The sequence below is a fragment of the Borrelia crocidurae genome (assembly GCF_000825665.2).
In the GTDB taxonomy this organism is placed as follows: Bacteria; Spirochaetota; Spirochaetia; order Borreliales; family Borreliaceae; genus Borrelia; species Borrelia duttonii.
Genome location: NZ_LN609267.1, coordinates 455197 through 470179 on the forward strand (window position 1 = coordinate 455197; position 14983 = coordinate 470179).

The window sequence follows — 14983 nt, forward strand, 5'->3', positions numbered from 1 at the left end:
GATGATTCTCTTTAAATCAGAAGATGTAAAATAACTTATTTCTATTTTTCCCTTTTCCTTACTTCCTTTAATACTTATTTTAGTTTGTATTCTGCTTATTAAAAATTCTTTAATACTATTTAAAAAAGGATCTCTAAAAATTTCTGATTTATCATTGATAGTTTTATAAAGATTTTTAACATAATTTTCCGCATCTCTCACAGACAATTTCTTTTTAATTATTAAAAGATAAAGGGCATATCTATCTTGATTATCCTTTAACGACAATAAAACTTTAGCATGACCCAATGATATTTCTTTTTTATGCAAAGAATTTAATATTTCTTGTTCAAGCTCTAAAATCCTAACTAAATTGGCAACATGAGATCTATTTTTACCTATTTTTTCAGATAAGGCTTTTTGGGTTAAAGCATGTTTGTCCATAAGATTTTTATAAGCATACGCTTCTTCAACAGGAGTTAAGTTTTCACGTTGAATATTTTCAATTAATGACATAAAATCTTTGTCTTTTGTACTAGCCTCTATCTCTATAACAGGAATCTGACTCATACCTAAAAATTTAGCAGCTCTAAATCTCCTCTCCCCTATTATTATGTTATACCTACCATTATTAGGATAAACAACAATAGGCTGTAATATTCCATTTTCTTTTATAGAAATACTTAATTCTTCAAGTTCAGCAAGATTGATAGACTTTCTAGGCTGTGATTTATCTATATCTAAAAGATTTATATCTACCATTTTTAAAGATTCATCCATTTTATCAAAGCCCTCCTGTAATAATACAAAATTTTATAAAGTTGTTCCATGTTAATTTAACTTTCAATTTAAACAATCACAAAAAAAAAGAATGTTCCACGTGGAACATTCTAATAATATAATTAATATCGATTTATTATTTAATAAATTTTGAAACAGCTACTAATTTATCTTCATCAAGAGATAACACCTGCATTCCTCTAGCATCCTTACCTTGTTCAGATATTTTGTCAACTAATGTTCGTAACACTTTTGAACTTTTACTTATAAGCAATATTTCATCATCTTGAGAAACTGTAATAGCATCAACAACTTCACCTGCCTTTTCATCAGACTTCTTATAGCAAGTATACCCAGTAGAACCTCTCTTAAGCCCAGTTACTTTAGACACTTCCAATCGCTTTCCATATCCATTCTCAGACATAATTAAAAGATGAGATCCTTGTTTTATGGCTAAAGCCTTAATAAGCATATCTCCCTCTCTTACTTTCATTCCAGACACCCCTTGAGTTCCTCTATGTGTCAATCTAATGTCATTAGAACTAAATGCAAAAGCATTACCTTTCTTGGAAATACAAATAATTTTATCATCTCTAGATACAATCTCCGCACTTGTAACAAAATCTTTATCATCAAGTTTCATAATAATAACGCCCCTTGATTTAACAGTTTTAAACCCTTCAGTCTCAATACGTGCTATTTTTCCATTTGCGGTTGTTATTAATAAATAATTATCTACAGACAATTCACTGCAATTTTTAATAGCTAATATTTCTTCTTTTTCTCCTAAATTAATAAGTTCACGAATATTTTGTCCTCTTGAAGTTCTAGAAGAATCTTTAATCCCATAAGCATTAATTACATAAAGCTTACCTTCATTTGAAATCATCAATAAAAAGTCATGGGTATTTACACATAAAGCAACATTAACTTGATCGCTATCTTGTAAATCAAAAGAACCAAGGCCCTTACCACCTATACCTTGAAGTTTATATTCATCTTGTAAGACCCTTTTAATGAAACCTTGCTTTGTAAGAATAACAATAACATTTTCCCTCTGCATTAAATCTGACATACTAGTTTTTAAAACCTCCTCATCATAAATTATTTTTGTTCGGCGATCATCGCCAAATTTTAAACTTAAATTAATAATCTCTTCTCTTATCATATTAACAATTCTTGATGGACTTATTAGAATATCTTCATAATCTTTTATTAAAGCTAATACAACTTTAAAATCTTCTTCTATTTTTGCCACCTCAAGAGACGTCAACTTTTGTAACTTCATATCCAGTATAGAATTAGCCTGTATTTCCGACAGTTGAAATTCTCTCATAATACACTCTCTAGCATCTTTTACAAGTCTAGAAAATCGTATTATTTCTATTACTCTATCAATATTTCTTAGTGCAATATTCAACCCTTCAAGAATATGGGCCTTCTCTTGTGCTCTCTTTAAGTCAAACTCTACACGCCGTCTAAGAATATTCTTTCTATGCTCGATAAATTCAGATATAAGCTCTCTTAAATTTAATTGTTTAGGAATACCATTAACAAGAGCTAAATTATTTATACTAAAATTCCTCCTAAGTTCGGTATATTCATAAAGTAAATTCATCACAACATGAGGATCAAAACCTTTTTTTATTTCAAGAACAATTCTAATACCTTCACGATCCGACTCATCCCTTATATCAGATACACCTTCCAATTTTTCTTCTTTTATTAACAATGCAATCTTCATAAGTAAAGAAGATTTGTTAACAGCATAAGGTATTTGTGTAATTATAATAGAAATATTATCTTCCGACTTTTCTTCAATATGATAACGTGCTCGAATAACAACGCTACCTTTTCCCGTAGTATAAGCCTTAATTAAATTTTCATTATAAATGATCTCAGCATAAGTTGGGAAATCTGGACCTTTAATTATTGCTATTAAATCGTAAATAGAAACATCATCATGCTCCAACATATAAATTATGGCATCACAAACCTCTCTCAAATTATGAGGAGCCATATTTGTAGCCATCCCAACAGCAATACCACTAGAACCATTAACTAAAAGAAATGGAAAAGCTGCTGGTAAAACCTCAGGTTCAAGCAAAGAATCATCATAATTGGGCTTAAAATTAACAGTTTGTTTATCTATATCTATAACGAGTTCTTCTGCTATTTTTGCCATTCGAGCTTCAGTATATCGCATAGCAGCAGGAGGATCGCCATCAATAGAACCAAAATTTCCCTGTCCACTAACTATAGGATATCTTAACGAAAAATCCTGTGCAAGCCTTACAAGAGCCTCATAAATTGACTGATCACCATGAGGATGATACTTACCAAGAACATCTCCAACAATCCGCCCAGCCTTCTTAAACGACTTATCAGACTTAAGGCCCATTTCATGCATTGAATATAAAATTCTTCTGTGAACAGGTTTAAGACCATCTCTAACATCAGGAAGAGCCCTTGAAACAATAACAGACATTGCATAATTTAAATACGAAGTCCTAACCTCATCTTCTATCTTTATATTTAATAATTGCTCTTTATTATTTTCAATTGCCATTAGTGCTCCAATCACACATCTAGATTTACTACATCAAGTGCATTCTGCTCAATAAATTCTCTTCTAGGTTCAACATCATCCCCCATAAGAGTAACAAAAATTTTCTCAGCTTGTATAGCATCATCTATTTCTATTAACTTCATTTTTCTAGTAGCAGGATTCATAGTAGTTTCCCAAAGTTGTGTAGGATTCATCTCTCCTAATCCTTTATATCTTTGTAAACTTACTTTATTCCTTTTCACAACATCAATCGACCCTAAAAAAGTTTCCTTTTCAAAATCATCATAAAAATAATGCACCTTATTTTCATGTTTAATCTTATAAAGAGGTGGCATAGCTATATATACATGCTTATTATCAATCAATTCTCTCATATAACGAAAGAAAAATGTAAGAAGTAATGTCCGAATATGAGATCCATCAACATCAGCATCAGCCATAATAATAATTTTATGATAGCGAAGCTTTTCAATATAAAAAGCTTTACCAACACCAGCTCCAAGAGATGCAATTATTGGAATCAGCTTATCATTTGTAATAACTTTATCTTCTCTGGTTTTCTCAACATTAAGCATTTTACCCCATAATGGCAAAATAGCTTGAAAAAACCTATCTCTTCCCATTTTTGCACTTCCTCCTGCAGAATCACCTTCTACAATGTAAATTTCTCTCTCTGCTGGATTTTTAGATGTACAATCCGCTAATTTACCAGGCAATGCCAAACTTTCAAATGCACTTTTCTTTCTCTCAGATTCCCTTGCTTTTCTTGCAGCTTCACGAGCACGAGCAGCTCTTATTGCCTTATTAAGAATAATATCTATTTCTACAAAATTTTCATTAATAATCCTTAAAAGTCCATCATATACAATGGTTTCAACAATTTTTTTTATATAAGAATTTCCTAATTTTCCTTTGGTTTGACCCTCAAACTGAGGTTCTGGCACTTTAATAGAAATTACTGCTGTTAGTCCTTCTTTAAAATCATCTAATGTAAGATTGGGAATATCTTTTTTGCTTATTTTTGAATCTCTAAAAGCCTCACTCATTGCTTTTAAAAGTCCACTCTTAAAGCCAGCAACATGAGTTCCTCCCTCCTTAGTATTAATATTATTTACAAAAGATAAAGTATTATCAGAATATCCTTCAGTCCATTTAAGACCAACACTAACAATAACATCATTACAAACTCCTTCAATAAAATAAGGACTACTTTGAATATTTTTATTATTATTAGTTATATAATCTACAAAAGCTTTTATCCCACCTTCAAAATAAAATTCTAAAAATTTTTCTTCGCCTAATCTCCTATCTTCAATCGAAATCCGTATTTTATCATTTAAAAATGCAAGTTCTCTAAGCCTCCTTGACAAAGTCTCAAAATCATATTTTAAAGTTTCAAAAATTTCAGAATCAGCAAAAAAAGTAACTTTCGTACCAGTAGTAGAACTTACTCCAACAACTTCAACCTCAGATGTCGGAATACCTCTTGAATACGTTTGTTTAAAAAGCTTTCCTTCTCTGCTAACAACTACTTCTAAGAAAGATGATAAAGCATTAACAACTGAAACTCCAACTCCATGAAGCCCACCAGAAACTTTATAAGTACCCTTATTAAATTTCCCTCCAGAATGTAATTTTGTCAAAACAAGTTCAAGTGCACTAATTCCTTCCTCTTCATGAATATCTGTAGGAATTCCCCTACCATTATCATTCACCATTATAGAATTATCTGAATTTATAACAACCTCTATCCTATCACAAAATCCTGCCAAGGCTTCATCAATACTGTTGTCAACAATTTCATAAACTAAATGATGCAATCCATTAATTGAAACAGAGCCAATATACATACCAGGACGTTTTCTAACAGCTTCAAGACCCTTTAAAACTTGAATATTACTAGCAACATAACTCATAAACCTTCCACACAATTAATCATAATATACGACATAAGCAAATTCTACATTAAAAACAATATAATATCCATTAAATGACACAAACTACAAAACACATCTAGCTTGACCTAAAAATAATAAAATTTCAATACCTATAAATTGTTAAGATCATATTCCGGTTCATTATTATACTATATAATACTTATACATACATATGCTAATAGATCAAAAAGCTATAAAAAAAAGCCAAAAACAATGAGGATAAGATATGCAAGAAGGAAAAAATATATGGAGCTTAATTTTAGCAGCAATAAGAAAAGAACTCTCTGAAGAAGAATTTTATATATGGTTTGAAAATTTATATTTCATAGATGCAATTGGTGAAAACATAAAGATAGCTACACCAAATTCTTTTCACAAAAATCAAGTAGAGAAAAGATTTTCAAAAAGAATAAAAGAAATTCTTATAGAAAAAGGACATAGTACAATTAATGTCGAATTTATACATTCTCAAAATGAATTAAAAGATCATAATACAGAATCAAAAGATATTTCATTAAAAGCAATTACACACCAACAAGACTTACAAACAAAAAACAAAGACATTAAAACCCATGCAAAAAATATAATAAATAACACAAAACAATACAGTATTAAAGAAGAAATTCACATAAAATATAGAAATCCTTTTCTCAAAAAAAAATATACATTTGAAAACTTTATTATAGGAACAAACAATAAGCTTGCATATAATGCAAGCTTATCAATCGCAAAAAACCCTGGGAAAAAATATAACCCATGCTTAATTTATGGTGGAGTTGGACTTGGAAAAACACATTTGCTTCAAAGCATAGGAAATAAAACAGAAGAATTACACAAAGAATTCAAAATACTTTACGTAACCGCCGAAAATTTTTTAAACGAATTCGTAGAAAGCATCAAAACAAATGAAACAAAAAGATTCAAAAAAAAATACCGGCATCTAGACATGTTATTACTAGATGATATTCATGATTTACAGAAAAAAGAAGGTATACAAGAAGAGCTTTTTCATACTTTTAATGCCCTTTATGAAGATAACAAACAAATGGTATTTACCTGCGACAGACAGCCTTCAGAACTTGTAAATTTTACAGACAGACTTAAGAGTAGATTTACAAGAGGACTAAATGTCGATATATCAAAACCAAATTTTGAATTAAGAGTAGCTATTATAGAAAAAAAGGCAGAAGAAGATGGCATTAAAGTCCCTAAAAACATTCTCAATTTAGTTGCAAAGAAAGTTACAACCAATATAAGGGATCTCGAAGCTGCTGTAACAAAATTAAAAGCACACATAGACCTTGAAGACATAGAAATTGACACTAACATAGTAGACAAAATAATTAAGGAAATAATAGCTTATGAAAATGATAATACAAACACACCTAATAAAATAAATATCGAAAATATCAAAAAAGTTATATTAAGGGAATTAAAACTTACAAATAAAGATATTGAAGGAAATAGCAAAAAACCTGAAATCACAAAAGCAAGACATATTTATGCTTATCTTTTAAGGAATTTTACAGAACTTTCAACAATTGAAATAGGTAAAATAATTGGAGGGAAAACCCATTCAACAGTACTTTATTCAATAAATAAGATAGATAAGGATAGAAATAAAAATCTAGAAATTAACAATTTAATCATAGAACTTATGAACAAAATAAACAAAAATTAGTAACATTGTTCAAAATCAAAAATATTTTTGAACAATGTTTAACAAATTGAACAAAAAATTCATCAAAAAACAGAAAGAATTGAACATATATTATTGCTTACAATATAATAATATAAATAGAATTGAACAATTAGACACCTTCCTACTAATACAACTATTAAATATAATAAAAATACGAAATAAAAAGCATGTCAAATAAAAAGAAATCTTTTATCTTTATAAAAGTTAAAAGATAATAATATAATAAAAGGGAGGGTAAAAAGTTGAATGAAAAATTTATACTATGCGATACGGAACAAATTTCAGATGAAATTGACAAAGCAAAAAGCATAATTCTAAATAGAAACATAAACGATATTTGGAGTGCAATACTGCTTGAGATAAAAAGTTCTAATCTTACAATCAAAGCAACAGACAGAAACATCTTTTTTGAAAGTACAATACCAATTGTCTCTACAGACAATTTCAATGTGCTAATAAACGCTTCCAACCTTGCAGATGCCGTTAAAGCGCTCAATTTATACGATGAACTAAAAATGAAATTTAAAGAAGATGAAAATAAACTGGATATAATTGGAGAATCAGACAACAATAACGAGAATTATACAAATGACCATTTAAGTGAACCTACTTTTTCTACTGAAGAGATCGAAAATTACAATTATGATATAAACGATGAGGTTTATAATTTTGCATTCGAACTAAATCAAAAAGATTTAAAGAGGATCATAAACAAAGTTGCATTTTCTGCATCACATGATGAGTCTAAAAATGCTTTAAACGGCATTTATTTTACAAAAGACAGTAATTCTGTATTAACACTTGTTTCTACTAATTCATACAGAATGTCTGTATATAAAACAGATTTGATATTTGAAGAAGATGTCAACTTTATTGTTCCCGTTAAAATGTTTAATCTTTTAAAACAGATGATAACAGGAGAAGGAATAATAAAATTTAAAGTTTCTGATAAGAAATTTTATGTTGAGTTTAATAATTATAAAATAGCTTGTAGCTTGATTAGTGGAAACTATCCTGATTATGAGAGCATAATACCTAATGAATATACAAATAGAGCATTAATAGATGTTTCTATGTTTAAAGACAGACTTTCAAGAGTAAACTCTTATACTGACAAAAGGTCTAAAAAAGTGGTTTTAAATTTTTCCGTTAATCAGTTAAAACTTATGGCAGAAGATCCAATTACAGGACGGAAAGGTGAATTTTTTATGCAAGGTTCCAATTACGATTATGCAGGAACTGAAGAAATGTTGGCGATTAATAGTGTTTATATAACCGAGGCAATGGGTGTGTTTGATACTCCAAAATTAGAGATAAAATTTAGTTCTGGGGGTTTGTTAAAATTAAATGAAGAGGATAAGTGTGACTTTATTCATTTGATAATGCCTCTGATGTGCAACAAAGATTGCTGTTGCTCCATTTAAAGATGGTAAAAAAGACATTGAGAGGTTATAACTTTAAAAATATAGAAAATCAGGTTATTAATTTCGATTTTGATAACATCTACTTTTGTGGAGAAAATGGTTCTGGGAAGACCAATATTCTTGATGCTATTTATTGTCTTGCTTTTGCGTCTTCATTTTTAGTTAATACCGATAAAGAGCTTATTACATATGGCGAGAAAGAATTTTATTTGAAATGTTTTTATCAGACTAAAGAAAAAAATGGAGAGATTAATTTATCAGTTAGAAATGGTAAAAAAGAAATAAAGGTTAACAATAGCATTGTAAGAGATAGAAGGGATTTAATATTAAATATTCCAGCAATTATTTTTTCAAATCATGATATTGATTTTATCATTGGTACTCCAATGAAAAGGAGATGGTTTTTTGATCAGGCAATAAGTTTTATTTCTTTAAGTTATTTGGATTCACTTAGGAAGTATCGGAAAATTTTAAAACAAAGAAATTTGATTCTAAAACAGCATGATAAAGATTTACTTAAAATTTACAATGAAGCTTTTGTTGATTGTGCTTTGGAAATAACAGCAATGAGAAAAAATTTTGTTGAACATTTTTGTAGATTTTTTCAATATTATTGTTCATTAATTTTTGATGTTTCGTGTAATTTAGAGATTAAATACTTTCCTTCTGTTACATGTTGTAGCAAAGATGAATTTTTCGAGATTTTGTGTTTAAGGGAAAAGGATGAACTTTATAGTGAGACTACTTTAATAGGTCCTCATAGAGATTTGTATGAAATCTTGAGTGAGCATAGAGTTTTTACTGATCATGCCTCAACAGGGCAAATTAGGGTACTTGCTTTGATTTATAGGCTTGTTCAAGTAATTATTTTTAATGATAAGTTTAACATGTCACCTATTTTATTATTTGATGATGTGTTTTTGGAGTTAGATAGTATAAAAAGGAGAAAAGTGTTTGAAATTTTGCCAAAAGATTCTCAGTGTTTTTTTACATTTTTAGATGATTGTTATGATGTTAATAGGGAGAGTAATTTTATAGTATATAGGATGACTAATGGAAGATTTGAGCTTTAAAAAAGTAGCTGATGTGTTAAAAAATTATTTAAATACCAATATATGTTCTAATGAAAAGCTAAGTGCAAATTTATTACTCTCTCAGAACTGGCAAGTTATATTTAAAGAGCTTGCAGATAAAGTAAAATTATTAAATTTGAAAGATAATAAAATATTATTTGTTGCTGTTAAGAATTCAAGTATTTTATATAATATTTCTTGTAATAAAGCAAAGATAATACAATCAGTAAAGGAGTCTGCAGGTCTTGAGATATTAGATATAAAGGTTTTAATAAGGTGATTGATTTTATTGACAATTATAATTGTATAATATAACATTGTATTGTTTAAGTTATATCTTATGAGTGTAGAATGTTTTTAGTTGGAGGACTTGATTGAAACGAACTTATCAGCCGAGTCGGGTTAAGAGAAACAGGAAATTTGGATTTAGAGCTAGAATGAAAACTAAAAGTGGAAGACTTATTCTTGCTAGAAGAAGAGCTAAGGGAAGATCAAAATTAACTGTTTCTGATGAAAAAAAGAAATATTAATATAAAATCCAGATTAGAAATACAAGAACTTTTTAAAAAAGGTCAATTTGTTAAGATAGAAGGGATTAATATATTTTATAGATTTACAAGTTTAGCAATCTCTAGAATACTTATTACTTTTCCTAGGGTCTTTAAAGGTGCTGTTAAGAGAAATCGTGTTCGAAGGGTTTTTAAAGAATGCTTTAGAGAATATTTTACTTTGTTAAAGGATGGGTGTGCTGATTTTATTTTCGTAGTTTATCCTCAAAAAGCAAATATCAATTACCATGAAGTTAAGACAATACTAAAAAATATGATTGTTTATGTTATAAAGAGGAAAGTGTGAGCCCAAATAAAAGAATTTTGCGAGCTGTTTATTTATCTTTATTTTTTATAGGTATTTTTATGCTTATTGATGATTTTCTTTTTTCTCGAAAAGCTTCTTCTTTTATGAATGAGGAGATTAAATTTGATTTAAATAAGGATTTTGATATTGATAATTCTTTAATCGATGAAAATTTTACTTTTAATTTAAGTGATAATTCTGAAGATATTAATGTTGATACAGATATATATCATGCTACTTTTGCAACATTTGGTGGAAATTTGATTTCTCTAAAACTTAAGGATCATTTGAATTTAGATAAAAAGCCAACAGAAATAGTTAAGGTGCATCCACAAAATCAAAGTCTTTTTTATATTACCTTAGATAAATTAAGCAAAAGTCTGTTTTTATATGAGCAAATAGATAGTCATGTACATGATTTTAAGACCAATGTTGAAGTTAATGGTAAATATTATGAATATATAAAAAGATATACATTTTCTAAAAGCAATGAATATTTAATTAAGCTTGAAATTTTTTTAAATAACATTGATGTTAATGATGATATTGGTATTGATTTTTATAAATTTGTATTAAATTCTGGTATTGAAGAATTAAGTGCTAAGGGTAAGTTGCAATATAATAATTATTTATCCCATGCTATTTATTATGACACTAAGCTGAGATATGGTAAGGATGGTTTAAATATTGCAAATCCTAAATGGGTTGGTGCTGGAACTAAATATTTTGAAGTTTTGGTTTCAAAAGAGAATATGAAGGTTGAATTTAAGCATGAAAATAAGGTTTTAAATGCTTTTATTTTAAACAAATTGGATAACAAAAATGTTAGTGATGTTTTTTATATCTATGCAGGGCCTAGAGACAATAAATATTTAGATATTTTTAATCAGAGAGAGCTAAATAGTTTTGGTTTATCTAATGTTGAATTTGGAATGTCTGTAGAGAAAAGTTTATTGTATTTTCTTCAAGTTCCTATGCAATTGATAATGCAAATTTTTTATAATGTTATTCCCAATTGGGGTCTTTCAATAATGTTTTTGACAATTGTTGTAAGGATACTGATATTTCCTTTGACTTTTAAAAGTTTTAGGGCTACAGCAGAGCTTTCTAAATTACAGCCAAAAATGAAAGAAATACAAGTGAAGTTTAAAAGTGATCCTAAAAGATTAAATGAAGAGATGAGTAAACTTTATAGAGAGGAAGGTGTTAATCCTATTGGAGGATGTTTTCCTATTCTTTTACAACTACCTGTATTTTTTGCTCTTTATGGTCTTGTGAATAATTTCTTTGTGTTAAGAGGAGCTAGTTTTATTCCTGGTTGGATTGATGATTTGTCAATTGGTGATAGCATATATTATTTTGGATATAAAGTTTTTGCATGGACTGATATTAGGATTTTGCCTTTTATTATGATGATTACTCAATTATTATCTACGATAGTGAGTTCTAATGTTAGTTTTAAAAGTCTTGGAGCACAACAGAAGTTTTTATATTTTGGTATGCCTATTATGTTTTTTTTCATATTATATGATATGCCATCAGGACTTTTAATATATTGGATTACAACCAATATTTTTACCATTTTACAACAATACTATATAAAGATGAATTTATCTGAAAGGAGGAACAAATGAGTTATGAATTTTATGGAAAGACAGAACAAGAAGCAATTAAGAAAGCTATGAGAGATCTTGATTTAAGAGAAGGTGAATTTGATGTGGAGATTTTAGATAAAGAGAAGGTTGGATTTTTATTTAAAAAAGAGATGATTAGGATAAAAGTGTCTCCTCATGCTAAAGAGGAAGAAGTAAAGTCTGACATTCAGTTTGATGAGGATATTTATAATCAAGTATTGGATTTTGTTAAGGAAATCATCAATAAAATGGGTTATTCTGTTAATTTAAAGGTTGAATCTAGAGAGGGTAATTATGTTAAGATTGTTATTGAAACAGACAGTCCAAATATTTTGATTGGAAGAGAAGGTCGAAATTTAGATGCTTTGCAACTTTTAGCAAATATTTATATATCTAGACTTATTGGAGATACTGGTAATTTTAATAGAGTAATATTAGATATTGAAGATTATAGGGAGAGATTTAAATCAAGGTTTATTAATTTAGCAATAAATTCTCTACATAAGGTAAAAAGGAGTAGACGTTCTATTTTGTTACCAACAATGAATCCTTTTGAGAGAAGGATTATTCATACTACCTTAAATCGTTATAGTGATATTAAAACGGAAAGTGAAGGAGATGGAAACTTGAAAAGGGTTAGAATTTCTTATGTTAGAAATAGTAAATATAATAATAATTTTCGAACTTATAATAAAAAGGATGCTAATTCTAAAAAATAGGAAATTTTATTCTCTTGATTGTGTAAAGTCGGGAGTTTATAATTTTTGAGGTATGTATGAGAGTATTATTAACAGGAATTGCAGGGTTTATTGGTTTTCATGTTGCTAAGAAACTTGCTGATGATGGACATGAAGTTTTAGGCATAGACATTTTAAATAATTATTATGATCCTAGTTTGAAATATGAGAGATTGGAAATTTTAGGATTTAATAGTGAAAATATAGATAGTAAAAAGGTTGTGAATAGTTATAAATATAATAATTTAAGTTTTGTTAATCTTGATATTTTGAATAAAGAGCGAGTTTTGTCTCTTTTTAATAATTATAAATTTACTCATATTTGTCATTTAGCAGCTCAGGCAGGTATTAGAGATAGTATTGAAAATCCAGATAGTTATATTGCTATTAATATTGTTGGATTTTTTAATATTTTAGATGCATGTAGGATATATAAAGATTCTATTGAACATTTTGTTTATGCATCTACTTCTGCAGTTTATGGCTTGAATGAAAAAATGCCATCAAGTGAAGATAGCATTACAGATCATCCTTTAAATTTGTATGCGGCTAGCAAAAAGTCTAATGAAGTAATAGCTCATGCTTACAGTTCATCTTTTAATATTCCAACAACAGGATTAAGATTTTTTACAGTTTATGGACCTTATGGGAGACCTGATATGGCATTGTATTTATTTGCAGATGGTATTATGAGACAATCTACAATTAATGTCTTTAATAATGGAGATATGGCTAGAGATTTTACATATGTTGATGATGTTGTAAATGGTGTTTGTAATGTACTCAAAAAACCGGCTAGGAGTGATAGTAGTTTTGATACGCAAAATCCCAATTCTTCAAGTTCATTTGCTCCATATAGAATATATAATGTGGGTACTGGACAGGCTGTTAAGCTTATGGAATTTATTAATGAGCTTGAAATAAATCTTGAGAATAAAGCTTGTAAAAATTTTTTGCCTATGCAAAAAGCAGATGTTGTAGAGAGTTGTTGTGATATTTCAAAACTTAAAAATGATTTTGCTTATGAAGCTTTAACTTCTATTAAGGACGGGATTCGAAAATTTGCAATTTGGTATAAATCGAAGATATCTAAGTAATTTATTGTTGCTTTGTTTTTATGACATTGTTTGTCTTTATTTGATTTTTATAATTTTGTTTTTTAAATGTAGATTTAATTTTGGATTTTTACAGATATAATGGAAATATATATTTAGTTTTAGTAAGGAGGTTTATAGGTGGGTGTTTTAAATAAAATTAAACCCGGAGTGGTTTATGGCAAGGATCTACATACTTTATATGAGATATGTAAAAGTGAAGGATTTGCAATTCCTGCAATTAATTGTGTAGGGACTAATTCAATTAATGCTGTCTTAGAAGCAGCTAAAGAAATTAATTCTCCTATTATGATACAGTTTTCAAATAGTGGTTCTTCTTTTGTTGCTGGTAAGGGATTAAAAGTTGAAAAGTCTCAAGGGACTTCTATACTTGGAGCTATTTCTGGTGCTATGCATGTTCATTTGTTGGCAGAGCATTATGGGATACCTGTTGTTTTACATACAGATCATTGTGCAAAAAATTTAATTCCTTGGGTTGAGGGACTTTTGGAATATGGAGAGAAATATTATAAAGAGCATAATAGACCTTTGTTTTCTTCACATATGTTAGATTTATCTGAAGAGCCAATTAAAGAAAATATTGAAATGTCTAAGAAATTTTTAGAGAGAATGTCTAAGATAGAGATGTTTTTAGAAATTGAACTTGGAATTACTGGTGGTGAAGAAGATGGTGTTGATAATTCAGAAAGAGCACATCATGAGTTATTTTCAACCCCTGAAGATATTTATTATGGTTATTCTGAGCTTATTAAGATTAGCCCTAATTTCCAAATTGCAGCGGCTTTTGGAAATGTTCATGGTGTTTATAAGCCTGGTAATGTTCAACTTACTCCTAAAGTATTACGAGATGGGCAGAATTATGTGATATCAAAGATTAATTCAACTAATCCAAAGCCTGTGTCTTATGTGTTTCATGGAGGTTCTGGATCAACATTAGAAGAAATTCATGAAGCACTATCTTATGGTATTGTTAAGATGAATATTGACACAGATACTCAATGGGCTGCTTGGGAAGGTATATTAAATTATTACAAAAAGAATGAAAATAGACTTCAAGGACAGCTTGGTGATGGGAAGGATGCTGATGTTCCAAATAAAAAATTTTATGATCCAAGAGTATGGCTTAGAGAATCTGAGATTAGTATAAAGGAACGTGTAAAAATTGCTTGCAAGAATCT

Annotated in this window: 13 protein-coding genes; 10 read left to right on the forward strand and 3 right to left on the reverse strand. The window is 28.7% G+C overall.

Annotation, left to right across the window (positions count from 1 at the left end; genetic code table 11):
• The 3 genes from BN1173_RS02195 to gyrB all read right to left on the reverse strand — a co-directional run.
• On the reverse strand, positions 1-759 hold a 759-nt coding region (locus tag BN1173_RS02195; protein WP_040236349.1), incomplete at its 3' end, for a ParB/RepB/Spo0J family partition protein.
• Positions 760-895: 136 nt separating this feature from the next.
• A complete protein-coding gene (gyrA, locus tag BN1173_RS02200) occupies positions 896-3328 on the reverse strand; it encodes a DNA topoisomerase (ATP-hydrolyzing) subunit A (RefSeq protein ID WP_040236351.1) in 2433 nt (810 codons plus the stop codon).
• Positions 3329-3339: 11 nt separating this feature from the next.
• Positions 3340-5244, reverse strand: coding sequence for a DNA topoisomerase (ATP-hydrolyzing) subunit B (gyrB, locus tag BN1173_RS02205; RefSeq protein ID WP_040236353.1), 1905 nt, complete (start codon positions 5242-5244; stop codon positions 3340-3342).
• 247 nt (positions 5245-5491) lie between these two features.
• On the opposite strand from gyrB, the gene dnaA reads away from it, so the two are divergent.
• The 10 genes from dnaA to fbaA form a co-directional block, all read left to right on the forward strand.
• Positions 5492-6946, forward strand: a complete 1455-nt coding sequence (gene dnaA, locus BN1173_RS02210) for a chromosomal replication initiator protein DnaA (RefSeq protein WP_012538190.1) — start codon at positions 5492-5494, stop codon at positions 6944-6946.
• Positions 6947-7209: 263 nt separating this feature from the next.
• Positions 7210-8391 (forward strand): DNA polymerase III subunit beta, encoded by a 1182-nt coding sequence (gene dnaN, locus BN1173_RS02215; protein ID WP_040236355.1) that lies wholly within the window; start codon positions 7210-7212, stop codon positions 8389-8391.
• A 2-nt stretch (positions 8392-8393) separates the two neighbouring features.
• Positions 8394-9464 carry a DNA replication/repair protein RecF gene (gene recF / locus BN1173_RS02220; protein WP_040236356.1) on the forward strand — a complete coding sequence of 357 codons (1071 nt, stop codon included), beginning with the start codon at positions 8394-8396 and terminating at the stop codon, positions 9462-9464.
• Positions 9445-9744, forward strand: a complete 300-nt coding sequence (locus tag BN1173_RS02225) for a DciA family protein (protein ID WP_040236357.1) — start codon at positions 9445-9447, stop codon at positions 9742-9744. The genes recF and BN1173_RS02225 overlap by 20 nt, the downstream gene beginning before the upstream one ends.
• Before the next feature lie 94 nt (positions 9745-9838).
• Positions 9839-9994: a 50S ribosomal protein L34 gene (rpmH, locus tag BN1173_RS02230; RefSeq protein ID WP_012538194.1), complete on the forward strand. Its 156-nt coding sequence runs from the start codon at positions 9839-9841 to the stop codon at positions 9992-9994.
• Positions 9975-10319 (forward strand): ribonuclease P protein component, encoded by a 345-nt coding sequence (gene rnpA, locus BN1173_RS02235; protein WP_012538195.1) that lies wholly within the window; start codon positions 9975-9977, stop codon positions 10317-10319. The genes rpmH and rnpA overlap by 20 nt, the downstream gene beginning before the upstream one ends.
• Positions 10316-11953, forward strand: a complete 1638-nt coding sequence (gene yidC / locus BN1173_RS02240; protein ID WP_040236358.1) for a membrane protein insertase YidC — start codon at positions 10316-10318, stop codon at positions 11951-11953. Before rnpA ends, yidC begins: the two co-directional genes overlap by 4 nt.
• Positions 11950-12672: an RNA-binding cell elongation regulator Jag/EloR gene (gene jag, locus BN1173_RS02245; protein ID WP_014696297.1), complete on the forward strand. Its 723-nt coding sequence runs from the start codon at positions 11950-11952 to the stop codon at positions 12670-12672. The genes yidC and jag overlap by 4 nt, the downstream gene beginning before the upstream one ends.
• A 56-nt stretch (positions 12673-12728) precedes the next feature.
• A complete protein-coding gene (locus tag BN1173_RS02250; protein ID WP_014696298.1) occupies positions 12729-13787 on the forward strand; it encodes a GDP-mannose 4,6-dehydratase in 1059 nt (352 codons plus the stop codon).
• A gap of 138 nt (positions 13788-13925) precedes the next feature.
• Positions 13926-14983: class II fructose-bisphosphate aldolase (fbaA, locus tag BN1173_RS02255; protein WP_040236361.1), on the forward strand; the 1058-nt coding region annotated here is incomplete at its 3' end.